Source organism: Fulvivirga ulvae (assembly GCF_021389975.1).
Lineage (GTDB): Bacteria > Bacteroidota > Bacteroidia > Cytophagales > Cyclobacteriaceae > Fulvivirga > Fulvivirga ulvae.
Map to the genome: position 1 here is coordinate 421,346 of NZ_CP089981.1, position 26,155 is coordinate 447,500.

The following is a 26,155-nucleotide window of genomic DNA, read 5'->3' on the forward strand; positions in this document are numbered from 1 at the left end:
CGGTCTTCTGACTTCCTGCTTAAATTATTCCAGCCACGACCTATAATAACTCTCATCGGCGATAGCCATGGCTTCCTCAGTCACCATCAGGGGTTTAAAGGTGTCGACCATTACGGCGAGTTCCTGGGTGTCTTTTTTACCGAGGCTTCTTTCCATGGCTCCGGGATGCGGGCCGTGGGGGATTCCTGCAGGGTGTAGTGAAATATGTCCTGCTTCGATGTCGTTTCTGCTCATGAAGTCGCCGTCTACGTAGTAAAGCACCTCGTCTGAGTCTATGTTGCTGTGGTTGTATGGAGCAGGTATAGATTCAGGGTGGTAATCGTAAATTCTGGGCACAAATGAGCAAACTACGAAAGCATCAGTCTCAAAAGTCTGGTGTACCGGCGGTGGCTGATGAACGCGGCCGGTAATGGGCTCGAAGTCATGGATTGAGAAGGCATAAGGATAGTTATAACCATCCCAACCTACTACACTGAAAGGGTGACGGGCATACACCATATCAAAAAGGTCGCCCTGTTTTTTCACCTTCACAATGAAGTCGCCTTTGTTGTCATATGTTTCCAGCTCAGACGGCCTTCTGATATCGCGCTCGCAAAATGGCGAATGCTCCAAAAGCTGTCCAAACCAGTTGCGGTATTTCTTAGGCGTATAAATAGGTCTTTTCGACTCTACAATAAACAGTCTGTTATCCTCGGTATCAAAATCCATGATATAGATCATCCCCCTTGGCACCAGAAGATAGTCACCATACTTAAAGTCAATGTTGCCCATAAAAGTCCTCAATTTGCCCGAGCCTTTATGCACAAAGATCAGCTCGTCTGCATCCGTATTTTTATAGAAATAATCCCTTACCGATTTTCTCGGGGCAGCCAGGATAATGGACACATCGCTGTTGACCAGCACAGGTTTCCTGCTGTCCAGGTAGTCATCTTCCGGCCTGATCTGAAAACCGCGAAGCCTGTAAGATTGGATGTTGTTCTCTCTGGCTATTTTAGGAGCGACTGACCTTTTGTTCATTATCTCCTTTACCTGAGTAGGCCGGTGCTCATGGTATAACAGAGACGACATGCCGTCGAACCCTATGGTACCAAACAGCTCTTCGTAATAGTACGACCCATCCGGCTTCTTGAAAGTCGTGTGCCGCTTGTGGGGAATTTTTCCTAGTTGGTGATATATTGGCATAACGCTTTGTTGTTTAGGTTAAACTAACTGTTCTAAGGCTATTTCAAAAGAAGTGCTGGCAATGTTGGTTTTCTCCTTATTGGCGGCATGCGCCTTCTCCAAAGCCTTGCGAATGATGTTTGAGGTATCATTAAAAATAGCCTCATCTTCCAGGCTCACCTCATCACTCATCAGATAAGCAAAGACTCTCGCCATACCGCAGTTGGCGATAAAATCAGGAATAACCGAACACCTCTGGTCTGCAAAAAGACCGATCGGACCGAAGAATATTTCTTTGTCTGCAAAAGGCACATTGGCACCACAAGAGAATACCTCCAGGTTAGAAGCAATCATTCTGTCCACCTGATCTCTGGTGATCAGCCTTGAAGCTGCGGCGGGAACGAAAATTTCATAGTCCATGTCCCAGATCTTTTCATTAATCTCATCAAAAGGGATTATATTATCAGCAACGAGTTGATTGCCCTTTCTGTTCAGGAAAAAGGCCTTTATCTCATCAAATGAGAAACCATCTTCGTTAATAACACCGCCTTCACGGTCTATAATTCCAACTACTTTCACACCCATTTGAGCCAGATAAAAACCTGCGGCCGCACCTACATTGCCCCAGCCTTGTATCACAGCTTTTTTGGTAGCAATATCACCGCCCCAGATGTCGTAGTAGTGCCTTAGAGCCTCTGCAACACCATAGCCAGTGATCATATCCGCTACGGTATACTTTCTGGCCAGTGAAGGCGTATATTTTTCATCTTCCAGCACCTTGATCACACCATGCCTGAGTTGGCCGATTCGATTAATGGTCTGGGCCTCCGAAGGCTTAAAATGACCTGAAAATACACCTTCCTGCGGGTGCCATACACCATTGTTTTCGGTAATAGGGATCACTTCATGGATCTCATCCACATTCAGGTCTCCACCTGTACCATAGTAATTTTTTAAAAGCGGCTTAACTGCAGCAAACCATTTTTTTAAAACCTGAGGTTTTCTAGGGTCGTTAGGATCGAAGTTTATTCCGGATTTTGCTCCGCCAATGGCAGGCCCGGAAACAGTAAATTTTACTTCCATGGTTTTGGCAAGGGATTCCACTTCACGCTTATCCAGTCCCTTTCGCATCCGGGTACCTCCTCCGGCTGCACCGCCACGCAGTGAGTTGATCACCACCCAGCCTTCTGCGCCGGTTTCATCATCGTACCATTCAAAAACCACTTCAGGCCTTTTATTTTCAAACTTCTCAAGTAATTCTTTCATCTATGTTTTCTGGTAATTTTTATACTCTAATATCAAATGTCGCATGTTGACAATGATTTACATCATGAAGTCCTGCAATTTTTCCCTATTCTGGTGTTTTCACATTTTTAAACATAGATTTGTAGATGATTTTTCTTTTTAATAATAAATTTCATCTCAAATACAGAAAAAGAGCATTTCGATGGACATTAAATTAGACGAAACAGACATTAAGATCCTGGAAATCCTTCAAAAGGAAGGACGGATCACCACCAAAGCTCTTGCTGACCGGCTCAAGCTTTCCACTACACCGGTCTATGAAAGGATCAAACGTCTGGAGCGTGAGAAGATCATTGATAAGTATGTAGCGTTGCTCAATCAGAAGAAGCTCGACATCAAACTGACGGTTTTTATTTTCATCAGCCTGAAAAACCATACCCGCTCATACCTGGAAAGCTTTATTGATGAAATGAATAAATTTGATGAAGTAACAGAATGCTACCACGTGGCCGGGGGATTTGATTTTTTTCTCAAGGTAATCATCAAAGACATGGAAGCCTATGAAGCTTTTTTATTGACCAAACTATCCGTCAACACCAATATTGCCCATGTACAAAGCTCTTTTGTGCTGTCCAGAAGCAAGCATTCCACGGCGCTAAGAGTAAGGAAATAAGCCCGGGGTGTAGCACCCTTAGCTGTCTTATTTTTGACCTCTAAAGGCCTTCAATTAGGTTTAATTTCATAATTTTGCAGACTTAAAATTTTTAAAGCAACCAGAAAAACATATGTCACTTTCAACTAAGTATGACCCGTCTGCGGTAGAAGACAAATGGTACAAGCACTGGATGGACAACAAATTTTTCCATTCGGAACCAAACCCTGATAAAGAACCATACACCATTGTCATCCCTCCACCGAACGTCACCGGTGTGCTGCACATGGGCCACATGCTTAACAATACCATTCAGGATGTACTGATCCGAAAAGCCCGTATGGAAGGTAAAGAAGCCTGCTGGGTACCCGGAACAGACCACGCTTCGATTGCTACGGAAGCCAAGGTAGTGGCTATGTTGAAGGAAAAGGGTATTAACAAAAAAGACCTTACAAGAGAAGAGTTTCTGAAATATGCCTGGGAATGGAAAGAGAAGTATGGAGGCATCATCCTGGAGCAATTGAAAAAGCTTGGTGCTTCATGCGATTGGGATAGGACACGCTTCACCATGGAGGAAAGCCTGTCTGAGGCTGTAATCGAAGTATTTGTTGACCTGCATAACAAAGGCCTCATTTACCGTGGCGTAAGAATGGTAAACTGGGACCCACAGGGAAAGACTGCATTGTCTGACGATGAGGTAATCCATAAGGAGGTACAGTCGAAACTGTACTATGTAAATTATAAAATAGAAGGCGAGGACACCTTCTTAACCGTGGCCACCACCCGTCCTGAAACTATACTGGGTGATACTGCCATATGTATTAATCCTAATGACCCAAGGCACCAGCACCTGAAAGGAAAAAGAGCTTTGGTGCCCTTGATCAACAGGTCTATTCCTATTATAGAAGATGAATACGTATCCATGGAGTTTGGTACCGGTTGCCTGAAAGTAACCCCTGCCCATGATATCAATGACTACGAACTCGGCATTAAGCACAACCTGGAGTCAATCGACATCCTCAATGACGATGGTACGCTTAATGAAAAGGCCCAGATTTTTGTAGGTGAGGACAGGTTTGTAGTAAGAAAGAAAATATCCAAGGAACTTGATGCCGTTGGTCAGCTTTCGAAAGTTGAAGACTACACCAATAATGTTGGCTTCTCTGAAAGGACTAATGCGGTAATAGAGCCGAAACTTTCCATGCAGTGGTTCCTGAAAATGGAAGACATCACAAAGCCCGCATTGGAAAACGTGATGAATGATGAAATTCAGCTTATTCCACCGAAATTTAAGAATACCTACAGCCACTGGATGGAGAACGTTCGTGACTGGTGTATTTCGCGCCAGCTCTGGTGGGGCCACCAAATCCCGGCTTATTACCTGCCTAATGGCAAATATGTAGTAGGCGTAAGCAAAGAGAAGGCATTGGAGAAGGCCAAAGAACTTGACCCGAATATAACCATAGAACAGCTTACTCAGGATGAAGATGTACTGGACACCTGGTTTTCTTCATGGCTATGGCCCATTTCGGTATTTGATGGGTTCAAAAATCCGGATAATCCGGACATTAACTACTATTACCCTACCAATGACCTGGTGACAGCCCCTGAAATATTGTTCTTCTGGGTTGCCCGAATGATCATAGCCGGGTATGAGTATAAAGGTGAGAAGCCTTTCAAAAATGTTTATCTTACCGGTATAGTAAGAGACAAGCAGGGCAGAAAAATGTCCAAATCGTTAGGTAACTCACCAGACCCGATTGATCTTATTAAAGAGTATGGTGCTGATGGCGTTAGAACTGGTATGCTGTTTAGTTCTCCTGCCGGTAACGACCTACCGTTTGACGTGAAGCTTTGCGAGCAGGGCAGAAACTTTGCCAACAAGATCTGGAATGCATTCAGGCTGGTAAAGAGCTGGGAAGTAGATGAAAACCTTGGTGGCGTCCAAAATGAGGCTCCTATTGCCTGGTTCCAGGCCCGTTTCGACCAGACTTTAATGGAAGTTGAAGACCACTTCTCAAAATTCAGGATCTCTGATGCCCTGATGTCAATTTATAAGTTGATCTGGAACGACTTCTGTTCATGGTACCTGGAAATGATAAAGCCGGAATATCAAAAGCCGATAGACCCTAAAACGCTGGAAAGCACGATTAACTTCTTTGAGAAACTGATGAAGATGCTTCATCCGTTCATGCCATTCATATCAGAAGAGCTATGGCACGAGCTAAAGGAAAGGGATAGCAAAGACTGCATTATCGTAGCCGAATGGCCAAAAGCCGGCAAGTACGATGAAAAAATACTGGCTTCGGCCGAGCAGGCTTTTGAGATCATCACAAACATCAGAAATATCAGAAACTCAAAGCAGATCTCTCCAAAGGACTTACTTACACTTAAAATAAAGTCTGAGAACTTCGAGCAGTTCAGCACCTTTACCCCGGTAATACTCAAACTGGCCAACCTTGAGGCTATAGAGTCTACTGACCAAAAAGAAGACAATGCAGCCAGCTTCGTTTTAAAAGGTGATGAATTTTTCATTCCCCTGGCAGGTAGCATTGACCTGGACAAGGAGCGAGAAGAACTGCAAAAGGAGCTGGAATACACCCGTGGCTTCCTTACTTCTGTCGACAAGAAGCTTAGGAATGAGCGCTTTGTAAACAACGCTCCTCCCCAGGTAGTGGAGATGGAAAAGAAGAAAAAAGCCGATGCCGAAGCTAAGCTGAAGGTATTGGAAGAGAGTTTAGCGAAGATGTAGAAAGTGAAAGCCCGTGAAATGAAAAACGGGCTTTTTTTTTTGTTGGATCAATGGTTTGAAGGAATTTATAGATCTCTTTTCATAGTATTTCCAGTTTCTCTTTTTGCTCCTTCCAAATATTTAACCATAAGCCTTGCAGCATTATCAGAAGCGCGGCCTATGTCAAGTTGTTGCTTCATTAGCCGATACTCTTCAATGATGCCACTCCTATAGTTCTTGTTATTTATAATCTTCGTCAACTCAGCTGAGAGATTCTTAAGATTAAGATCATCCTGAATGAGTTCTTTAATTACTTCCTTATTGGCTATTAGGTTCACAAGGGATATATAAGGCACCTTAATTAACCATTTTGCTATTTTATAAGAAATACCACTGGTCTTATAAACAACTACCTGAGGCACCTCCCACATGGCCGTTTCCAGTGTAGCAGTTCCCGAAGTTACTATTGCAGCCTTAGCATGCGCCAACAGATCGTAAGTATATCCAAAAACCAGTTCAACATTACGATTACTCTTAATTGACTCATAAAGCTCTCCCGGAAGGTTATCTACCGCTGCAACGGCAAATTTTTGGTCAGGAAATTGCCTTATCGTTTGATTTATGACGGGAAAAACATTAAGTAGTTCCTGTTGACGACTACCCGGCAAAATAGCTACGTAATCTCCCTCAAGCCTGGTACGTTTTATATCTGGCCGATAATCATTAACCGCATCAAGTACGGGATTACCTACATAATCAACTTTCCAATCATATTTCCTATAAAACTCCTCTTCAAAGGGCATTATAACAAACATGTGATCCACTCTTCTTTTGATCTTCAAAGCTCGTTTTTGATTCCATGCCCAAACCTTAGGAGAAATATAGTAGTATACCGCAATTCCCTTTTCCTTTGCGTACTTTGCTATTTTCAGATTAAACCCTGCATAATCTATTAGAATGATGACATCCGGCTTGAACTGATCAATTTCTTCTTTGCAGCGCTTTAGCAGTCCTTTTATAGTTTTGAGGTTCTTCACCACCTCTAAAAAACCCATGAAGGCCAGCTCACGATAATGCACCAGTATCTCGGCTCCTGCTGCTGTCATATAATCCCCACCGAATCCCCTGACAGAAGCTTCAGTATCATATGCTTTAAGGGCCTTAATTAGATTTCCTGCGTGCAAATCGCCCGACCGCTCACCTGCAATTACAAAGTATTTCATCAGCCCAGTTTAACCATAGTATTCAACATAGTTTCTGGGTGTTTCATAAAGCTTTATGCAATGCATTTGAGCCGATGAAGTGATCTTAGGAAGCTTTTCACTTAGTATCCTCCAAAACTCTATGACAAGGTTTTCAGTGCTGGCCATTTTTCCCTGCATAAAATCAACGTCAAGGTTGAGGTTTTTATGGTCAACCTTATCTACTATCTCTTTACGAATCAATATACTTAGCTTTTTAAGATCGACAACAAATCCTGTATCTGGGTCGGGATCACCTTTTACAGTGACAATCATTTCAAAGTTATGTCCGTGCCAGTTTGCATTCGCACATGGGCCAAACACCTCAATATTCTTCTCCTCAGACCAGTTGGGGTTATACAGCTTGTGTGCTGCATTAAAATGTTCCTGTCTACTTAAAAAAACCATTTTCAGCTCATTAAAATCTTTTGCAAATATACGAAAGAGAACAGATTTTGAGGGTACTACTTCGTTTTAAAGAAATCATTGGGTTAATTTGCTCAAAATTCACATATATGATAGTAGTAACCGGAGCCGTCGGGTTTATAGGAAGCCAGCTTATTGAAAAACTAAATTCTGAAAATTTCAACAATGTTATTGCTGTTGACAAGTTTGACAACCCGATTAAAAACAAGAATATCGAGGGCCTAAAAATACTTGAGAAAGTAGATCGGGATGTATTCCTCCAGTGGCTTGAAGTTAATTACGAAGAAGTAGAGTTTATTTTTCACATTGGGGCCAAAACAGATACTACCTTATTTGATGAAGAACTTCTAAACAGGCTAAACACTCAATACACAAAGGACCTCTGGTTAAGGTGCGTAAAATACCAAATCCCAATTGTTTATGCCTCCTCTGCCGCTACCTATGGCTTAGGCGAGCATGGCTATAATGACGATGAAAAACATATCCCAAGCCTCAAACCTCTTAATCCTTACGGTCAATCGAAGCAAGATTTTGATACATGGGCTCTGAAACAGTCAGAAAAACCATTTTACTGGGCAGGGTTAAAGTTCTTCAATGTGTATGGTCCAAATGAATACCATAAAGGACGAATGGCGTCTGTTGTTTGGCATGCTTATAACCAAATAAAGGATACAGGTGCAATGAAGTTATTCCGTTCTCACAATGCTCAATACAAAGATGGAGAGCAGATGCGTGACTTTGTATATGTGAAGGATGTTGTTGATGTGTGCTACTGGCTTATGCATCACAGAAAAGATTCAGGCATTTATAACCTGGGAAGCGGTAAAGCCAGAACGTTTCTTGACTTGACAAAGGCTGTATTCAAAGCCATGGGTAAAGAGGAAAACATCAGCTTCATTGATACCCCAGAAGATATAAGGGACAAATACCAGTATTTTACTGAAGCCAATATGGATAAGTTGAGAGGGATTGGATATTCAAAGAAATTTCATGATTTGGAAGAGGGGGTTGAGGAGTATATATGTACACAATCTCAATAGTTATTATCTCTGTCCTGAGCATCGTTTTTCTGCCGTATATGACGATTGGCTCGAATTTGCGTTTTATTGAACCTCAATTTTTACTTAGGTGTTACTTCGCCATCTGCTTTTGCTTTACGCTCTGCCTTTCTAATATGGAGCTGCTCTAAGCGCCTGGTTTCTTTCTTTGTTAGCTCTCCGGAAGCTTTATCCTCCGCTATTCTCACATGTTGAACAGACTGTCTGGCATCAACCTTTTCCGGTATTGGTTTGAGCCATACATGCCAAAGTGAAACATAAAAAGTATAGCTGAGAAGAAAATCATCTTTTTCATAAAAGTAGCATTTAAAATTTTCAATACTTTGACGTCAGAAAACTTAGGTTTAACTGCTAAAAATTATGAAGTGATTTTTTCAGAAGTAACTGTAACTTTCAAAGGAAATTTAATTACAAACTCACTTCCCTTGTCCATTTCCGTCTCCAATTCTATCTCTGCCTCTAACCTACCTACCAAAGTTTTTACGATGGCAAGCCCAAGCCCATTAGAGCTCTCTCCGGCGGTTGGTTGGGCACTAAGTTTTGTAAATTTTTTGTAAATATTTTGTATATCCTCTTCCGTAAATCCCTGTCCAAAATCCTTTACGGAAATAAATGTATAACTCTCTGTTCTGCCTACTTTCAGAATAACCGGATTACCCGGGTCTGAGAATTTTATAGCATTGGATATTAGGTTATCAAGAATTCTCGACAAATAAACCTTATCCGAATTAATGAATATATGGGACTCACCTCCCTCAAGCCGCAACTCAATTTGCTTTGATTTGGCATCTGCATAAAAGCCCTTTACTTTATCTAGCAGTAAGCTGTAGATGTCAACCTTTGATATCTCCGGTTTACGCTTGTCATACTCAAAAGCATTCACATCAAGTAAATCACGGATCAGGTCAATACCGCTCTGCGAAATACTCTTTAACAGGGATACATAGTTTCGCTGTTCTTCGGCAAGGCCAGAGAGCAGCAAAAGCTCCCCAATACCTTTAATTCTGTTAAAAGGGGACTTAAGATCATGAGCAACAATATTCATTAAAGTATCCTTTTCATTATTGAGCTCCGCCAAATCCACATTATGCTTGTGCAAAACTTTATTTTGAGCGTTGATCATATCATTTTGCTCACTGATCTCTTCCTGCTGTTTAGCGATGTAAGCATTTTTCTGTTGTAGTTTTTCATTTGCTTTCCGCCTCCTCCTGCTCGTAAACCAGAGATTAACAACTAATATCAATACGGCTCCTACGATTATGGCAAGAGCCGTATTATAAGTTCGTTGTCTGTCTATTACTGCCTGATCACGAGCCTGGTTAGCCAGCAGCAACTCATTTTCCTTATCCTTTTTCTCAATCTCAAGCCTTGCTTCGGAACGTTCAATGGCGCGGGCCATCTCTGCATTATTCAGTGCCTGCCTTACCTCTGCAAAGCGTTGAAAATTTTCATATGCACAATTAATATTACCCTTTACCTCGCAAATCTCTGCAAGGTAAAAGTAGGCGTCCTCCTGAAGCATCAGTTCTCTGGAGCGCGAGGCCGTATTCAACACCTTGTTGAAATAATACCTGGCTTTATCAAAATCCTTTTCCACAAAATATATCTTACCCAATTGGGTATCTATTCTGCTAAGCAGATTAAGATTACCTGTATTACCAGCCATATTCGAAGCTTTCTGAGCAAAAATCAATGCTTCTGGAAATTTATCCTGAATATAATATAAGTTAGATATGCCTATATTGATATTTGCAATGTTGATGACATCATCTATAGACTCTGCTTTTACTTTTGCCTGAAGGTAATAATCAAAAACCTTTTCATAGTTCCTGTTGTGCTCCTGAATTTGGGCCATCTCCAGCAGCATAGAAACCTGCCCCGGAATATTATCAGTAGCCAGTCTGATATCAAGGGCCCGCTGAGACATTTCCAGAGCCTTTTTATAATTATTCTGTGTCTGGTAAAGCTCTGACAAACTTTTATAACAGTAACTCAGCCCTTCTTTGTCGTTAAGTTTTTCAAAAATTTCGAGCGCGGTGAAATAATAGTCGTAGGATTTAACAAAGTCTCCCTGCGCGGCAAATAAGCGCCCCAGGCTATTGAGTGAATGTGCATATTGAGATGAATCATTGTGCTTGATGGCTGCCTCCATAGCCATATTGTAGTAATCAAAAGATTTTACCTGATCTCCCTTATAATGATATGCCACACCCATATAATTAAGAGATTGGGCTATTCTTCCCTCAATTTTTAAAGTCCTGGTTAAATCAATGGCCTTGCCGCTAAAGTAAAGAGTACTATCGGGATGAGATTTTCTATACTCCCAGGCAAGAGCATTATAAATGTCAATTTGATCAACACCCTTAACTTTTTTCAATACAGAATAAAGGCTATCTATTTGCGAAATATTCTGACCAATCACGCCGGGAATGGTTGACAAAGAAAGGGCGATAATAATGATAAGTCTCTTCATCTAACAAAAAACCAACTCTACACAATGTTTAGCACTATATTAAATATAAAAAAGGTTATGCTCAGTTCTCAATATTTATTCAACTAAATACCCTAAAAACCTAAAGTCATTAGATTTTATTCATTTTTTATTAAAAATATTACAATACAAATACTCTAAAGAGCTAAAAGAGAATATGAGTCAAACTCTATTTGCCTATGTTTCAATCATCACCAATAACTTCCTTTTATTGTCAAAATACCAGTAAAAACACATTTAAAGGACAAATACGATAACCACAATCTGTTATAAATAAGCACCATAGATTTCTAAAAAATATGGAACGAAAGTTCTGCCATGTAAGTTATTTCCTAAACATTGCAAAAAATTAAGCTAAGAATATTTAAAGTGCAAATTTATAAATCGACTAGTTGAATGAAAGTTAAGATTTAGAATATGAATTTTTAATATAAAATTATTTATATTTACTAACCCTTGTGACAGGTAAACTTATTCAGCCAAAATAACCAAAACTTACCTAAACATTGGCATAATCAATCTGTTATAAATAAACCAACTACGATTATGCAGCTATTTATTAAACTAACCATCTGTTTTACACTGGCATATTCTTCATCCTTTGCCTTAAATATGGATGTTGAATCTGCCGATACGGTAGAATATCTCATTTTTACCCCTCCCGGCTATAACGGTTCTGAGGCATATCCACTGCTAGTTTATCTTCATGGTGCCCAGGCAATCGGGCCAGATATATCATGCTCCGTGGGCAAGGGGCTCCCGGGGGCTATAAAGAATAACAATTTTTTCAATAACATTCCCATGATTATAGTTGCACCGCATGTTAAAAAGGCAGGAGGATGCAGTAATTTGGCAAATAATGATTATGAATGGAATACTGATATGGTCAATAATGTCATTGATCATATCATAAGCAATTATAATATAGACGAAAGTCGAATATTCGGCAGTGGTATCAGCCTTGGAGCCAAAGGTCTTTGGGATTACGTACTGGCACACCCTGATAGAATGGCCGGTATTGTCCCATTCAGTGGCAATGCTCCGATTGAAAATATTTGCACACTTGACGAAGTGGCTGTGTGGGCTTTCCATGGCGAAGTAGATGGCACTATTCCGCCTACAGGAGGAACCGATCGCAAAGGTTCTCAAACCTTAGTTGATGAGTTGAACAGTTGTGATGATGAACCATATATCCCCGCATACATTACTTTGTTAACATCAAAAGGTCATAATGGATGGGATCAGGTTTATGACCTCAGCAGCGGATATAATATTTATGAATGGTTATTAGGTCTAAAAAGGAATATATCAACCGATTATACTCCCTTAGTGAATCTGGGACCGGATAAATCCTTCGTAAACCCACCTCATTCTTTCAGCATCAAAAGCTTTACCTATGACCCAAACGGAACAATTGTTAATTATGATTGGGATGTTGATGGCCCTGCCCAAACCACACTCAGCGGGCAGCCTAACTTAACGGTTAACCTCAGTACTCCTGGCAATTATATCGTTACCCTGACAGTTACTGATAATGAAGGTAACATGAATAGTGACCAGATGGAAGTAAATGTCTTGAGTAGTTCAGGCTCAACTCCTCAAATCACCGGATTAAGGTTGTATCATGGCGATACCGACTTAGGGCCAATAACCAATAACCAGGTAGTAAACCTAGATAGCTATGATGCCACGCTGCTGGACATAATAGCAACAACCAATAACCTAAACTCAAGAGCAAGCGTCCGCTTCAGCCTCAATAATAATCATAATTTCACCTCGCTGAATGACAACAATATAAATACTAACTATTCTATAGGTAATAACAATCACAAGTCGTACGTACCCACTCCAGGTCAACACACAATAACTGCTACTGCATATGGAGATCGGAATGAACTGGATCAGGGTATCTCTTACGAAGTAACTTTAACCTACTCCAACGGCCCTCTACCCATAAACCTTCTGGATTTTTCAGCTTCTATAGCTAACGACAAAGTGATTCTAAGTTGGATTACATCTGAAGAGGTTAATAATAGCCACTTTGAAATTTATCAGGGAATCGGACATGCAAAATCAATGCACAAGATAGCAGAGGTACCCCCGGTAAAAGATCAGCAGGAGATCAACTATTATACATACTCCGTTGAAGGCGCACCTTGCGGAAAACTCTATTATCAGCTTCGAAGTATTGACTTTGACGGAAAACAGGATTTATCCAAAATCATTAACTTAAACCGCGTGAATAATGATTGTAACAGCAAAATATATCCCAACCCGGTTGTAAACAATTCATTTATCTATGAGAACAGAATCGGCGAATCCAATATGGACCTGGTGCTGATAAATAGTTCAGGACTGGCTGTCAGGAAGTATTCTGTATCCAAAGCTGATAGACACAGAACTGTTCTTGACACCAACGGTATTCCTCCGGGTATTTATTACCTTCAATCAAATACTAACGGCTTGCTCCAAACACAAAAATTAATCATCGCCCCGAAATAGAATCATAAACAACTAAAAATCAGTAAGTTAATATTAAAAATAAGAATTGGCACTATCCTTGATATTCCACTTACATAACCAAATTTTTAAGTGCCATGAAAAAGATATTACTAATTTTAACATTAATTGTTGTGGTTTCATTGAAGGGCGAGGCACAACATTTTACAGCATCATTCGGAGTTACCCATAGTTGGGATGTACCTGTACATGTAACCAGAGTAATCAGCCATGATTATTACGGGTATGATGTAGTTCACGCTACACAAATAAGAAGAGGGGGTGGATTATTTTTTGATGTTGTCCTTCAAAGAGGTGATATCTTTGTTGAAGTAAACGTAAGGCATGATGGCTATATCATGAAAAGGGTTCATCATGACTACTACCCTTTGCATGACCATATCTGCAGTAACTACTGCGGGTACCATGCTACTTACTATCGTACGCACTACAGGGCCTGCCATAGCCATAGTCACCATGGACATAATCACGTAGTATATGTAAATCGTCCGGTAGTTGTACATGGGCACGGACATAGTAACTGTCATGGGCATAGTCATAAACATACAACTCATTATGTGTATAAGGGAGATTCGTATCATAAGCATGATAATCACAAGCGAGACCGTTACGATTCCAGATCAAATCATAACTCTGGAACTAACTATAGAGAACGAAGGGGTACCTATCATGAAGAGAAACGTGATAACGACAGAGGAAGAAGCAATGGACACGGAAGTTATAAAGGAAGATCAGAAAAAAAAGGACGCAGCAATAGCAGTGGCAGTGGCACCCTGGTAAGGCGCAGTAACTAAAATTAACAAAGAGGGCTGATATCGGCCCTCTTTGTTTTAATTTGCTTCCAGTATTTTAAATAGCTCGTCAAGGTTCGGAGTTATAATAATTTCTGTTCTCCGGTTCTTTTGCCGGCCACCGGCAGAATCATTACTTTCTACGGGAGAAAACTCTCCTCTTCCCGCAGCCGTTATCTGGCTTGACACCACTCCTGCTTCCGTTAATATCCTGATTATAGAAGTAGCTCTTAGCACACTTAAGTCCCAGTTATCCTTCATATACTGGCTGGTGCGTGATATTGGTACATTATCCGTATGCCCTTCCACCATTACGTGTATATCCTTCTGATCCTTAAGCGCTTTTGCTAGTTGCTGCAGGGCTGTCACACCCTTGACATCAACCACGGTACTACCGGACTTGAAAAGAAGCTGCTCTGCCAATGACACGTAAACTTTGCCATTCTTAACTTCTACTGTAAGATCATTTTCTTTAAAGCTTAAAAGAGCGTTGGTAATTTTCTTTTTGAGTTCTTGAACCGCCTTGTCCTTATTTTCAAGTATAGTTTCAAGCTCTTTCACTTTTTTCTCGCGTTCAGACAAATCCGCACTTAAGCTTTCATTAAGCCTTTTAGTTTGTTCAAGATTTTCTTTCAGCGTTAGTAAGTGCTCCTGTTGCCGGGCCAGATCACGGGTCAGCTTCCCACTGTTATTTAATAAATTGTTATAATAAGTTTCCAATTGTTCATGCTCTTTTTTCAAATCTGATAAAGATTTTTCAGTGGTTCTTATTTTCTGCCCGAGAGCCATGGTATCAGCCTCCAGCTTCTCAATAGTGGAACTTAGCCTGGCTGACCTGGCGGTGGCAGACTCCAAACTATCTTTACAATTTGCTAAATCCGACTCCAGTTGAATTTTTTCCGACAGCAAGTCATCATACTTCTTCTGAGTCACACACGAGATGGCAACAACAAGAATAAATAATGCTACTAAATATTTCATCATGTTTACTTTTTCAGTTGCTTAATTTATATGAGGATATAATTTCAAATCTATTTATATTTTTTCAGGAATCTCTATCTTTAACATCATATCAAAAACATAAAAAAACCATGGAAGGAATGCTCAAAGAAAATGCCTTAAAAGATAAAACAATCATAGTAACCGGAGGAGGCACAGGCCTTGGTCGTTCCATGGGCAAGTATTTCCTTGAGTTGGGTGCCAACCTTGTGATATCGAGTCGAAAAATGGATGTACTTGAAAAAGCCGCCAAAGAACTGGAACAAGAAACAGGAGGACAGGTATTACCCGTTGCTTGTGATATCAGAAAATATGAAGAAATAGAGAATGTACTCCAGGAGGCAGAAGGTAAATTTGGCCAAATTCATGGAGTATTGAACAATGCTGCAGGAAATTTTATCAGTCCTACAGAAAGGCTCTCACACCGGGCTTTTGATATTGTGGTAGACATTGTACTTCGCGGCACCTACAACTTCACACTGGCTACCGGCAAAAACTGGATCGACAAAAAACAACCTGGCACATTCTTAAATATAGTTACAACTTATGCATGGACAGGATCAGGTTATGTTGTTCCTTCATCCTGTGCCAAAGCCGGTGTACTAGCGCTGACGAGGTCTCTGGCCGCAGAATGGGCCAAATATAAAATCCGCTCAAATGCGATAGCTCCGGGGCCATTCCCCACTGAAGGAGCATGGAAACGATTATTTCCCGGTGAAGTGGCAGAAAAAATAGATCCGCTAAAAAGAATACCTCTTGGCCGTTTTGGCGAACACCAGGAATTGGCCAATCTGGCCGGCTACCTTATGTCGGACTATGCCGCTTACATCAATGGAGAGGTGGTAACGATAGATGGCGGAGAGTGGATTAAAGGAGCTGGAGAATTTAATGCCTTAGAGGAAGTTCCTTATGAGATGTGGGATGAACTGGAAAAAATGAGAGGAAAAAAGTAAATATAGAATAGAAGAATGACCGTGTTAGGTTAATCAACTATTAAACCACAAGGAGCTTTGCCTGTTTAATTGATATGGTAAAGCTTCTCCCTTACTTTTCATATTCACTTCAAACAGCAAGCTTGAGAACCTGATTGTCTTTATTTTTTTACTTGTCGGCTCCCTAAAAAGGTAATACCACCGTTCCAAACACTCAGTAATTTCATTGTTCACAATCATTTCTCATTAACTTAGCCATTAAATTAAAGCAGAATGAATTTGAAGGAAAGGCTTGACAAACAGCTTGAAGCAAGAAAGCAAAATCAATCCTATAGGACGCTTACATTATCAGAAAACCTGATTGATTTTATTTCCAATGATTATCTTGGGCTTGCAAGGTCTCCTGAGTTAGCTTATTTAATAAATTCGCAAAATGAAAGGACTCACAAAAACGGCTCTACCGGATCTCGTTTACTGTCTGGTAACTCAGCTCTCACAGAATCAACGGAGGCACAACTTTGTAAAATATTCGCATCTGAAGGATCACTAATCTTTAACTCCGGTTATAGCGCTAACCTGGCTGTACTTTCAAGTATCCCTCAGCGAGGTGATACTATTATATATGATGAACTCGCACACGCCAGCATTAAAGATGGTATCCGGTTAAGTCTGGCAAAAAGGTTATCCTTCAGGCATAACAACCTCAAGGATCTGGAACAGAAGATAATATCTGCAGAGGGCAATGTATTTATAGCCGTAGAATCGGCATACTCCATGGATGGGGATTTTTGCCCTTTGCAAGAGCTGGTGCAACTCTCCCAAAAATACGATTCACATATTATTCTTGATGAAGCACACACAACCGGTTTAATTGGAGCATCAGGCGGGGGGCTTGCTGTAAAACTTGGCCTTGAAAAAGATGTTCTTGTTCGTATTTACACTTTTGGTAAGGCTATGGGTATACATGGAGCCTGCGTAGCATGTGATAATTATTTAAAAGAATACCTTATAAATTTCGCAAGACCATTTATCTATACTACGGCACTATCACCTCACAGCATACTTTCGATCAGCAACGCCTTTTCGTATTTAGAGAAGCATGAAAGTCTTCAACGAAGAATTGAAGATCAGGTTAAATTGTTCAATAAATTATTCACCAATAAAATTGGAGATCAATTAAAAAGACCTGCATGTGATCATCCCATTCAGGCTATAATTATCCCCGGCAATGATCAGGTTAAAGCCGCGGCCCGGCATCTGCAGTTATCTGGTTATGACGTAAGACCTATTTTATCCCCTACGGTAAAGGTCGGTGAGGAAAGATTAAGAATTTGCCTCCATACTTTCAATTCTGACGATGATATTTCAGGATTGATCAATAGCTTAGCAAATCTGATATGAGATATTTTGTAACGGCGATAGGAACGGACAGCGGAAAAACGATTGCCTCAGCTATTTTAATAGAAGCTCTGGGGGCCGATTACTGGAAGCCTGTTCAGGCAGGAACACCAACGGACAGTAATACTATTCGGGAATTAGTTTCTTCTCATCGAATCGTTCACCCTGAGCAGTACCTGTTAAAATCACCTATGTCTCCGCATGCAGCGGCTAAAATTGACAATATAGAAATCAAAATAAAGAATTTATCAATTCCCAAAACTGACAGGCCTTTGATTATTGAAGGAGCCGGTGGACTGATGGTCCCTGTTAATGACAGGGAAATAATTGCTGATATGATCCCCTGCTTTCACGCTGAAATTATATTAGTCAGCAATATATATTTAGGTAGCATTAACCATAGTTTGTTGTCATTAGAATTTATAAAATCCCGAGGGTACACTTTAAAGGGCCTGATTTTCAATGGTCCTGAGAACTATGAAACCAAGCGGATCATTGAGAATTATGCAGGTGTAAAATGCCTTCTTCATATTAAGAATGAAAAAGATATAACTAAAGAAGTGATTAATGAGTATGCAAAGGAGCTTAGGACAAACTGGAATGACATGGCAGGATAAAGACAAGGCGTATATTTGGCATCCGTTTACTCCGCTTCTCGGTGTTGATGATCCCCTCTGCATCATAGCTGCCAGCGGAGTATATTTGCACACTGAAGACGGAAGAAAGATCATTGATGCTAATTCATCCTGGTGGGTAAACTTGCATGGGCATGCACATCCGTACATTGCGGAAAGAGTAGCAGAACAGGCTAAAACATTGGAACATGTGATCTTTGCAGGCTTTACCCATAAACCCGCGATAGAGCTTGCTGAAAATTTACTCTCCATATTGCCAGAAAATCTGTCAAAAATATTCTACTCGGATAATGGAAGCACTGCTGTTGAAGTGGCATTAAAAATGGCATTTCAGTTTTGGTATAATCAGGGTCAGAATAAAAAAAGGGTTATCGCTATTGATGGAGCATACCACGGTGATACATTCGGCTCTATGTCAGTTGGAGAAAGAAGTGATTTCACTAAACCATTTGCGGAGCACCTATTCGAAGTAGAGTTTGTGGATTTTCCAACAACGACCAATGAATCATCCGTATTTGATCGATTTAAAGACTTGATAGATTCAGATGACGTTGCTTCATTCATTTTTGAACCTATCATTCAGGGAGCCTCCGGAATGCGCATTTACAATGCTTCCCTTCTCGATAAAATGATACAATATGCTCAGAATCATAATGTCGTATGTATTGCAGATGAGGTAATGACCGGCTTTGGACGAACAGGTAAATTATTTGCATCAGACTACCTAACACATAAGCCTGACATCATATGCCTTTCAAAGGGCTTAACCGGTGGTACTATGGCACTTGGTGTTACTTCGTGTACCGATGCTATAGTTGATGCCTTTATGTCGAAAGACTTACATAAAACCTTTCTTCATGGCCACTCATTTACAGCCAATCCCATAGCCTGCGCTTCAGCAAACGCAAGTTTCGAATTACTGGTCACACCCGAATGCCAGGGCAATATTCAACGTATCACTGAACAACACGAATGCTTCAGGCAAAAGCACAGGCAAACACCTAAATTAAAAGACATCCGTTCCCTTGGAACCATCCTGGCCATTGAGTTCGAAACCCAAAGCGACAGTTCTTACTTCAGTGAAATGAGAAATCGCCTTTATCCGTTCTTCCTGGAAAGGAACATACTTCTAAGGCCATTAGGCAATCTCATATATGTAATCCCACCGTATATCATAAGTGACGATGATCTCACTAAAGTTTATACTGCGATAGAGGAATTCTTCAGTACGCTTTAGTTTTTTGCTTTTTTCGAGGCTAAAAAATCTTCAACAGTCTTTTTCAGTTCGGCTGTATTTTTAGTGTATACAGGTGAGTTACCCTTCTTTTCAGGAAAAGTTTCTACATGTAAAGTTTGAGTAGGGAATGCAAAGTTCACCCCTATTCTCTCCGCCAGTCTGATAATGTCAAGCAAGACTTCATGCCTTGACCTGAGTTCCTCAGTCCAGGAAGGTACCTGAAAGAATATATAAAACAATATGTTCAGGGATGAATCCCCCATATCATTAAAATGGATTTCATAATAATCCTTCCTGGTATTTGGGTGGTTCTTCACTATTTCTTTTAATCCCTCTACAAAAACTTCGATAAGATCAGGAGGTGTATCATACGTTAAAGCAATAGTGGTCATAAACCTGCGGTAAACTCTTAACCCGTGGTTATCGATCATTTGGTTGGTAATAACCCCATTTGGTATATACATAAGAGAGTTTCTAAAGGTTCTGATTCTGGTTGATCGAAAACCTACTTCTTCTACGGATCCATCAACGTCACCTGACGTAATCCAATCACCTACCTGAAAGGGTCTGTCTACAAAGATCATTAATGACCCAAAGAAATTCTTTATTGTATCCTGAGCAGCCAGCGCAAATGCCAAACCTCCTATGGATAAACCGGCGATTAATCCGGTAATATCAAACTCCAGATTATCCAGGATAAATAGACCGCCAACGACTACTACAAAAGTTTTCAAGACTTTTCTTAGCAGTGGCACTAATTGATCATCCAGTGTGCTTTCGGTTTTATCTGCCAGCTTACTTAAATAAATGCTGATTATATCTACAAGTCTGTAGAAAAATACTATTGCAAATATTGGCCATACCGCTCTAAGTGTTAATATCACATACTCACTCATAGTAATAGGAAGCTGTAAGACAGGAACTAACACGATGAGAAACGGAAATATTACCAGAAAGCTTATAGGTTTGGCAATGGGTATAACTACTTCATCTGCCAGCTTTTGGTATCCTAATTTTAAGAGTAGCTGAATGATAAGCTTTTCAAAAAGAAATGTAAATAACTTATGGAGCAAGAACGATAGAAGAATCAAAATAAGGACTCCCATGAGTTGCCAAACATATAGTCCCAATATTTTTGTTGTCCCCAGAGATGGCAAAAGTTTTAATAATTTGTCTGTACCAAAGGGATAAACTTCCTTATGCCATTTTGGTATGCTTTTAATTGTCCTACCCGAGAAATACCATCTCTTACCTGCCTTTTCAACATAAAGCTCCGGAAATTGCTTAGTTAAATAATATCTCCTTTTATTTGTAACGGTATCGACAAAGTCGCTTTTTCGAGGCACCTCGTCCAGATCTATCATTATTCCTCTGCCATCAAGGATCTGTTTCAGCATTATTGCAAGTTCTTCCGCCTTCTCACCTTTTGCATATTCAGGGTTAAGCGCTTTGGCCGCTATGCCAGGATGGTAGTTATCATCCTGCAAATAGCCTAAATGAGTAAGTATTGTATTATATGGCGTAACTAAACTATACTCTAAAGTATCCCGGGTATTTTCCTGACCGTACGCAGAATTAAAAATGAGAAAAAGGAATAGTATAAAGGTAGTTGAGATTTTCATTACAGATAATTAGAATGTTATCACTTTAAAGGTATCACCGGAAATTGTATATACATGATGCTTTTTGGTAGTATCAAAATAAATAAGTGCAATCTCCTGCTCACTATCGAATGGTCTGGAGTTAATAAGCTGTCCTTCTTTATTATAAATGTAGGTAAAGCTCTGGGCCACATCCGTAACAGCATATATTTTATGATCTGATCCCAAGTCATAATACTGAACGTTAAGGTGATCGGAGCTCAGGTAATCCTTAGCTAATATTTCCTGGCTATCCGGGGTAAGCAATACAAGCCTGGTCAGATCCTGCCGTGAGATTATATAATTTTTTCCAAGCGCATCCGGGACTAATTGAAATCTGGTATCCTTTGCGGGTTTATAAAGCTGCTCCGTACTTAAAACTTTTCCATTGAGGTTAAAGTTAATTAATCTACCTTCCTTACTGAGTACAGTAATTATTGTTTTTTCAAAATCAGAGCCAATATTAATAAAAGGATTGGTGCCTATACGCGCATCGAGTTGTAGCGGAAACCCAGGCATCATCTCCCCTCTCCTATTCATTATGTTTATCACACCATCCTGTTGTATCGCTACCATACAGTCTTTCGCTCTTACCCTGAGATGAAAAGGTTTTACCGCCAGTTTGCCTGTAAGTTCTCTGGGGTTCCAGCCTTCCAGACTAACGCCATCTTTATTATATAAGTACAAATTACCACGTTCATCAGCCAGGAAAAATCGATATCTCTTACTTTTATCATAGTCTACAACCGAAGCATATTTAAGATTTGCATCAACCGTTACAGGATAACCATCAATATAGTTACCCAGTCTGTCAACAATATGCAGCGCGGACCTGGTTGCAAAGAAATACTGAAGTTTACCATTTTTATAGTAATCAACTTGTTCAATATCAGATATAATAGGCTGCCCTAATGAATCTTTCCATAGCACATTTCCATCCTGAGCTATAAGTATAAAATTATATGCGGAATCCTGAACAGCAACCTCCAGACTACCATCAACATGATTTTTCACTACATATGGTTTTGTAACAATCTTGTTGTTTAATGATGCACTTTTCAATGCCTCATATGATTGCTTCTCTTTTATTACAGGTTGCTCCTCGTACTGAATTGCAATACTCGTGTAAAAACTTTCATCAAGCTTACTAAACTGAATAGATCCCAAATCAAAGCTTTTAATCTGACCTGTATACTTTATAGCAAATTCCTTCCATCTGGGATCAAGCTCATCAACAATATCCTCCCAAATCCTTCTTGTATTGAAGATCACAGAAACATTCGACTCTTCAAGATTACCTTCTAAAAACTTATTGAATGCAACTGAACGTCCCCACGTGTTTTCATTCTCTATATCTTCTATAAGGCTTTTGAGCGTTAACATACTATTACCTATCACAATATAGTCTCCTAATAACATAAAATAGCATTCGTTAAACCCATCGAATAAGGATCCAAAAGCCTGTTTTGGAAAATCAACTACCTCTAATTCCCTAATCTCATAAGTAGAAAAGTACTCTACGTAAACAGAATCCCCATTTGCCTGAGCCAAAGACTCCGAGAATGTGTTAAACTGATTTAGAGCCTCCTGAGCATCGCTTGTATGAATAAATGCCAGTTTCTCTTCACCGGAACCCCTAAAAGCTTCTAACTGAACCAAACTGAGACCATTCCCCATCCAGCCATACAAATCAGAAAAACTAAAACTGTACTGTTGTTCAAATTTATTTCGAGCGGACAAAAAGTTGGGAGCACTGTTCTTCCAGTAATTAACCAATTCTTTATGCCACTGCTCACCATCCGAAACCCCAAAACGATAAACAGTTGCGGCCCTGTTAGGAATGTAATATTTAAGACTGCTCTTTATGGGCGTCTGTGCTTTAAAAGTACTTAAAAAATCAGATCTTGCATCTGAAAGGGTAAACCCATTCAACAATATTTTAGCATCTGAAACATCCAAATCAAAAAAAGTGGATTTACTGAATGCCCCCAATTCTTTTATAGATTTTCTATGTTCAGCGCCCATAAATGAACTCAGCCACAGGGAAGCTGATTCCATATTTATATAAATATTCCCATCGTCATTAGCCAATTTCGGCATATCATAAAGTAGGGCATTGTTAAGTTTAAAACCACTCTTAAAGCCATCATTTACCAAACGAACAACGTCCTCTACCAAAAAGGAAGTAAAACTTCCTACAAAAACGTTTTTATTAATGAAGTAAGTAAACGTGTGATCTTTTGATATTAACTCTGATATCTTAAAATCCTGATAAGTTCTTTCTGAAAACCTGACATTGGGATTATCCTTGAAATAATCTAATAATTTGCCAGCCGTGCGCTGATTCTTCTCCTCGCTAAAATCTATATAAAATATAAAATCAAAGTCATTTTTTTCAGTAACGTGCATGGATATCAGGTTATTCTGTTGCAAGAGATTGGCAACACTACCCGACTCAACGCTATCCAAGGCAGCAAGATCCGCTTGTATGTTTTTAAATGCTTCTATACTCTTCAGAGAGTTCCATAAAGAAGTTTCAAGAAGGTCATTCCAGGATGCAACCGCGTTCTTAGATTCAAAAACCAACACTGCATTACCCGGCACATTATTCCATAAACCTGTGGATTCACTGCTGTACCATTTCTCATAAAGCAAATAACCCGCTATGAGTAAAATTATTCCGATGGTGATGACTATTGCTGTTTTTCTCACAAAGTTCTTATTTTCCCGCAAAGTAATATAAAAAAGGCTTAAATGCAGAATTGAAAAACATTAATAGGTATATAAAACAAAAAACCCTGTCTGATATAGACAGGGTTTAGTTGATAAAGTCTGGCAACGACCTACTCTCCCACATGTTATTGCAGTACCATTGGCGCTGTAGGGCTTAACTTCTCTGTTCGGAATGGAAAGAGGTGGACCCCTACGCTATAGTCACCATAAAATCGTAATGGCTGGCCTGTTAGCCTGTCCCGATAATATCGGGATCACCATAAAAGCTTCGGTATCTCTACCCGGTGAATGCTGAACATTTTCAACAACACCCTTATTTCTTTTAGTCTCATCGACTAATCATGACATATTGTTGTGAAAGAATAACGGGCATAGGCCCTAGAGAAAGTTTACGGGTAATTAGTACTGCTCAGCTTTGACATCTCTGTCTTTACACCTGCAGCCTATCAACGTCATCGTCTATAACGTCCCTTATAAAGAAATCTCATCTTGAGGTGGGTTTCGCGCTTAGATGCTTTCAGCGCTTATCCCTTCCTGACATAGCTACCCGGCGGTGCAGCGGGCACTACAACCGGTACACCAGAGGTCAGTCCATCCCGGTCCTCTCGTACTAAGGACAGATCCTCTCAAATTTCTTACGCCCACAACAGATAGGGACCGAACTGTCTCACGACGTTCTGAACCCAGCTCGCGTGCCACTTTAATGGGCGAACAGCCCAACCCTTGGGACCTTCTCCAGCCCCAGGATGTGACGAGCCGACATCGAGGTGCCAAACCTCCCCGTCGATGTGAGCTCTTGGGGGAGATCAGCCTGTTATCCCCAGAGTACCTTTTATCCTTTGAGCGATGGCCCTTCCATGCGGAACCACCGGATCACTATACCCGACTTTCGTCCCTGCTCGGCTTGTTGGCCTCACAGTCAAGCTCCCTTATGCTATTGCGCTCTTCGCACGGTTACCAAGCGTGCTGAGGGAACCTTTGGAAGCCTCCGTTACTCTTTTGGAGGCGACCACCCCAGTCAAACTACCCACCAAACAATGTCTCCCATGGTTGGGATTAGGCATCACGTAAATGAAGGGTGGTATTTCAACAATGACTCCACAACCCCTGGCGAGGCCGCTTCATAGTCTCCCACCTATCCTACACATCATTTACACAATGTCAATGTTAAGCTATAGTAAAGGTTCATGGGGTCTTTCCGTCCCGTTGCGGGTAAGCGGCATCTTCACCGCTACTACAATTTCACCGAGCTCATGGCCGAGACAGTATCCAGATCGTTGCACCATTCGTGCAGGTCGGAACTTACCCGACAAGGAATTTCGCTACCTTAGGACCGTTATAGTTACGGCCGCCGTTTACTGGGGCTTCAGTTCAATGCTTCTCCCGAAGGATAACATCCCCCCCTTAACCTTCCAGCACCGGGCAGGTGTCAGGCCATATACATCATCTTTCGATTTCGCATAGCCATGTGTTTTTGCTAAACAGTCGCCTGGATCTTTTCACTGCGGCTTCTCTACTATTGCAGAGTAAGCGCCCCTTCTCCCGAAGTTACAGGGCCATTTTGCCTAGTTCCTTAGCCATGAATCACTCGAGCACCTCAGGATTCTCTCCTTGACTACCTGTGTCGGTTTGCGGTACGGGTACCAATACCATAAGTTTAGAGGTTTTTCTTGGAAGTCTGATTAGGGCAACTATCCACGCTCCCGAAGGATTGTGGTACTATCAGGTTCAGCTAGGTCCGCGGATTTGCCTACGGTCCCAATACCTACACCCTTTAACGTGCTATTCCGTCAGCACGCGTGCCTTTCACTACTCCGTCACCCCATCACTGGTATCGGTAGTATGGGAATATTAACCCATGGTCCATCGACTACCCCCTTCGGGTTCGCCTTAGGTCCCGACTAACCCTGATCCGATTAGCGTTGATCAGGAAACCTTAGTCTATCGGTGGGCGGGTTTCTCACCCGCCTTATCGTTACTTATGCCTACATTTGCTTTTCTATTTGCTCCACAATAAGTTACCTTACTGCTTCGCCGCCAATAGAATGCTCCCCTACCACTGAATAAATTCAGTCCACAGCTTCGGTGGTATACTTAATGCCCGATTATCATCGATGCTCTGTCGCTCGACCAGTGAGCTGTTACGCACTCTTTAAATGAATGGCTGCTTCCAAGCCAACATCCTGGCTGTCTCGGCAACTGAACTACCTTAGTTCAACTTAGTATACACTTGGGGACCTTAGCTGGTGGTCCGGGTTCTTTCCC

18 protein-coding genes and 2 rRNA genes (1 of these 20 only partly in view) are annotated in these 26,155 nt (G+C 40.8%); 9 read left to right on the top strand and 11 right to left on the bottom strand.

From position 1 onward, the window contains the following. Positions 1-24: 24 nt before the first annotated feature. Together LVD17_RS01840 and LVD17_RS01845 are read right to left on the bottom strand one after the other, a co-directional pair. Positions 25-1,182 (bottom strand): homogentisate 1,2-dioxygenase, encoded by a 1,158-nt coding sequence (locus LVD17_RS01840; RefSeq protein WP_233764391.1) that lies wholly within the window; start codon positions 1,180-1,182, stop codon positions 25-27. Positions 1,183-1,200: 18 nt separating this feature from the next. Continuing rightward, a complete protein-coding gene (locus LVD17_RS01845; protein ID WP_233764392.1) occupies positions 1,201-2,427 on the bottom strand; it encodes a Glu/Leu/Phe/Val dehydrogenase dimerization domain-containing protein in 1,227 nt (408 codons plus the stop codon). Between the two features lie 181 nt (positions 2,428-2,608). Between LVD17_RS01845 and LVD17_RS01850 the strand changes: the two genes are divergently transcribed. Both LVD17_RS01850 and LVD17_RS01855 read left to right on the top strand, forming a co-directional pair. Further along, a complete protein-coding gene (locus tag LVD17_RS01850) occupies positions 2,609-3,079 on the top strand; it encodes an Lrp/AsnC family transcriptional regulator (protein ID WP_233764393.1) in 471 nt (156 codons plus the stop codon). A gap of 112 nt (positions 3,080-3,191) precedes the next feature. After that, entirely contained in the window at positions 3,192-5,810 is a 2,619-nt protein-coding gene (locus LVD17_RS01855; protein ID WP_233764396.1) for a valine--tRNA ligase, read from the top strand. A 65-nt stretch (positions 5,811-5,875) separates the two neighbouring features. Here LVD17_RS01855 and lpxB read toward each other — a convergent pair whose 3' ends face one another. Beyond that, positions 5,876-7,012: a lipid-A-disaccharide synthase gene (lpxB, locus tag LVD17_RS01860; RefSeq protein WP_233764397.1), complete on the bottom strand. Its 1,137-nt coding sequence runs from the start codon at positions 7,010-7,012 to the stop codon at positions 5,876-5,878. 9 nt (positions 7,013-7,021) lie between these two features. Next, positions 7,022-7,438, bottom strand: a complete 417-nt coding sequence (locus LVD17_RS01865; protein WP_233764404.1) for a 6-pyruvoyl trahydropterin synthase family protein — start codon at positions 7,436-7,438, stop codon at positions 7,022-7,024. A gap of 107 nt (positions 7,439-7,545) precedes the next feature. Between LVD17_RS01865 and rfaD the strand changes: the two genes are divergently transcribed. Further along, on the top strand, positions 7,546-8,496 hold the full coding sequence (gene rfaD / locus LVD17_RS01870; RefSeq protein WP_233764406.1) for an ADP-glyceromanno-heptose 6-epimerase: 951 nt from the start codon (positions 7,546-7,548) through the stop codon (positions 8,494-8,496). An 80-nt stretch (positions 8,497-8,576) separates the two neighbouring features. Here rfaD and LVD17_RS28445 read toward each other — a convergent pair whose 3' ends face one another. Both LVD17_RS28445 and LVD17_RS01875 read right to left on the bottom strand, forming a co-directional pair. Further along, on the bottom strand, positions 8,577-8,702 hold the full coding sequence (locus LVD17_RS28445; protein ID WP_255702554.1) for a hypothetical protein: 126 nt from the start codon (positions 8,700-8,702) through the stop codon (positions 8,577-8,579). A gap of 170 nt (positions 8,703-8,872) precedes the next feature. After that, the gene (locus tag LVD17_RS01875; protein WP_233764408.1) at positions 8,873-10,987 is read right to left on the bottom strand and encodes an ATP-binding protein; all 2,115 of its coding nucleotides are present in this window, start codon (positions 10,985-10,987) and stop codon (positions 8,873-8,875) included. 564 nt (positions 10,988-11,551) lie between these two features. Here LVD17_RS01875 and LVD17_RS01880 point away from each other — a divergent pair. Next, positions 11,552-13,507 (top strand): PKD domain-containing protein, encoded by a 1,956-nt coding sequence (locus LVD17_RS01880; protein WP_233764409.1) that lies wholly within the window; start codon positions 11,552-11,554, stop codon positions 13,505-13,507. A 95-nt stretch (positions 13,508-13,602) separates the two neighbouring features. After that, on the top strand, positions 13,603-14,319 hold the full coding sequence (locus tag LVD17_RS01885) for a hypothetical protein (protein ID WP_233764410.1): 717 nt from the start codon (positions 13,603-13,605) through the stop codon (positions 14,317-14,319). A 36-nt stretch (positions 14,320-14,355) separates the two neighbouring features. On the opposite strand, the gene LVD17_RS01890 is transcribed toward LVD17_RS01885, so the two are convergent. Further along, positions 14,356-15,300 (bottom strand): OmpA family protein, encoded by a 945-nt coding sequence (locus LVD17_RS01890; RefSeq protein WP_233764411.1) that lies wholly within the window; start codon positions 15,298-15,300, stop codon positions 14,356-14,358. Between the two features lie 107 nt (positions 15,301-15,407). Between LVD17_RS01890 and LVD17_RS01895 the strand changes: the two genes are divergently transcribed. The 4 genes from LVD17_RS01895 to bioA all read left to right on the top strand — a co-directional run bounded on the left by LVD17_RS01895 (position 15,408) and on the right by bioA (position 19,517). Then, positions 15,408-16,268 carry an SDR family oxidoreductase gene (locus LVD17_RS01895; RefSeq protein ID WP_233764413.1) on the top strand — a complete coding sequence of 287 codons (861 nt, stop codon included), beginning with the start codon at positions 15,408-15,410 and terminating at the stop codon, positions 16,266-16,268. Positions 16,269-16,520: 252 nt separating this feature from the next. Then, entirely contained in the window at positions 16,521-17,648 is a 1,128-nt protein-coding gene (locus tag LVD17_RS01900; protein ID WP_233764414.1) for an aminotransferase class I/II-fold pyridoxal phosphate-dependent enzyme, read from the top strand. Beyond that, complete coding sequence (gene bioD / locus LVD17_RS01905) at positions 17,645-18,262, top strand: dethiobiotin synthase (protein ID WP_233764416.1); 618 nt, start codon at positions 17,645-17,647, stop codon at positions 18,260-18,262. The genes LVD17_RS01900 and bioD overlap by 4 nt, the downstream gene beginning before the upstream one ends. Beyond that, a complete protein-coding gene (bioA, locus tag LVD17_RS01910) occupies positions 18,219-19,517 on the top strand; it encodes an adenosylmethionine--8-amino-7-oxononanoate transaminase (RefSeq protein ID WP_233764417.1) in 1,299 nt (432 codons plus the stop codon). The genes bioD and bioA overlap by 44 nt, the downstream gene beginning before the upstream one ends. Here the strand turns inward: bioA and LVD17_RS01915 are convergent. The 4 genes from LVD17_RS01915 to LVD17_RS01930 all read right to left on the bottom strand — a co-directional run. Further along, positions 19,514-21,139, bottom strand: a complete 1,626-nt coding sequence (locus LVD17_RS01915; protein ID WP_233764418.1) for a mechanosensitive ion channel family protein — start codon at positions 21,137-21,139, stop codon at positions 19,514-19,516. The two genes, bioA and LVD17_RS01915, sit on opposite strands and share 4 nt — an antisense overlap. Positions 21,140-21,148: 9 nt before the next feature. Continuing rightward, entirely contained in the window at positions 21,149-23,869 is a 2,721-nt protein-coding gene (locus LVD17_RS01920; RefSeq protein WP_233764419.1) for a hypothetical protein, read from the bottom strand. Positions 23,870-23,987: 118 nt separating this feature from the next. Then, a 5S ribosomal RNA gene (gene rrf / locus LVD17_RS01925) occupies positions 23,988-24,099 on the bottom strand. A gap of 170 nt (positions 24,100-24,269) precedes the next feature. Then, positions 24,270-26,155 (bottom strand): 23S ribosomal RNA (locus LVD17_RS01930); it runs 1,006 nt beyond the window's last position.

What these genes read in the sequence shown, in the direction of transcription:
- LVD17_RS01840 (WP_233764391.1), bottom strand. Translation starts at nt 1,182, where the DNA reads ATGCCAATATATCACCAACTAGGAAAAATTCCCCACAAGCGGCACACG.
- LVD17_RS01845 (WP_233764392.1), bottom strand. Translation starts at nt 2,427, where the DNA reads ATGAAAGAATTACTTGAGAAGTTTGAAAATAAAAGGCCTGAAGTGGTT.
- LVD17_RS01850 (WP_233764393.1), top strand. Translation starts at nt 2,609, where the DNA reads ATGGACATTAAATTAGACGAAACAGACATTAAGATCCTGGAAATCCTT.
- LVD17_RS01855 (WP_233764396.1), top strand. Translation starts at nt 3,192, where the DNA reads ATGTCACTTTCAACTAAGTATGACCCGTCTGCGGTAGAAGACAAATGG.
- lpxB (WP_233764397.1), bottom strand. Translation starts at nt 7,012, where the DNA reads ATGAAATACTTTGTAATTGCAGGTGAGCGGTCGGGCGATTTGCACGCA.
- LVD17_RS01865 (WP_233764404.1), bottom strand. Translation starts at nt 7,438, where the DNA reads ATGGTTTTTTTAAGTAGACAGGAACATTTTAATGCAGCACACAAGCTG.
- rfaD (WP_233764406.1), top strand. Translation starts at nt 7,546, where the DNA reads ATGATAGTAGTAACCGGAGCCGTCGGGTTTATAGGAAGCCAGCTTATT.
- LVD17_RS01875 (WP_233764408.1), bottom strand. Translation starts at nt 10,987, where the DNA reads ATGAAGAGACTTATCATTATTATCGCCCTTTCTTTGTCAACCATTCCC.
- LVD17_RS01880 (WP_233764409.1), top strand. Translation starts at nt 11,552, where the DNA reads ATGCAGCTATTTATTAAACTAACCATCTGTTTTACACTGGCATATTCT.
- LVD17_RS01885 (WP_233764410.1), top strand. Translation starts at nt 13,603, where the DNA reads ATGAAAAAGATATTACTAATTTTAACATTAATTGTTGTGGTTTCATTG.
- LVD17_RS01890 (WP_233764411.1), bottom strand. Translation starts at nt 15,300, where the DNA reads ATGATGAAATATTTAGTAGCATTATTTATTCTTGTTGTTGCCATCTCG.
- LVD17_RS01895 (WP_233764413.1), top strand. Translation starts at nt 15,408, where the DNA reads ATGGAAGGAATGCTCAAAGAAAATGCCTTAAAAGATAAAACAATCATA.
- LVD17_RS01900 (WP_233764414.1), top strand. Translation starts at nt 16,521, where the DNA reads ATGAATTTGAAGGAAAGGCTTGACAAACAGCTTGAAGCAAGAAAGCAA.
- bioD (WP_233764416.1), top strand. Translation starts at nt 17,645, where the DNA reads ATGAGATATTTTGTAACGGCGATAGGAACGGACAGCGGAAAAACGATT.
- bioA (WP_233764417.1), top strand. Translation starts at nt 18,219, where the DNA reads ATGCAAAGGAGCTTAGGACAAACTGGAATGACATGGCAGGATAAAGAC.
- LVD17_RS01915 (WP_233764418.1), bottom strand. Translation starts at nt 21,139, where the DNA reads ATGAAAATCTCAACTACCTTTATACTATTCCTTTTTCTCATTTTTAAT.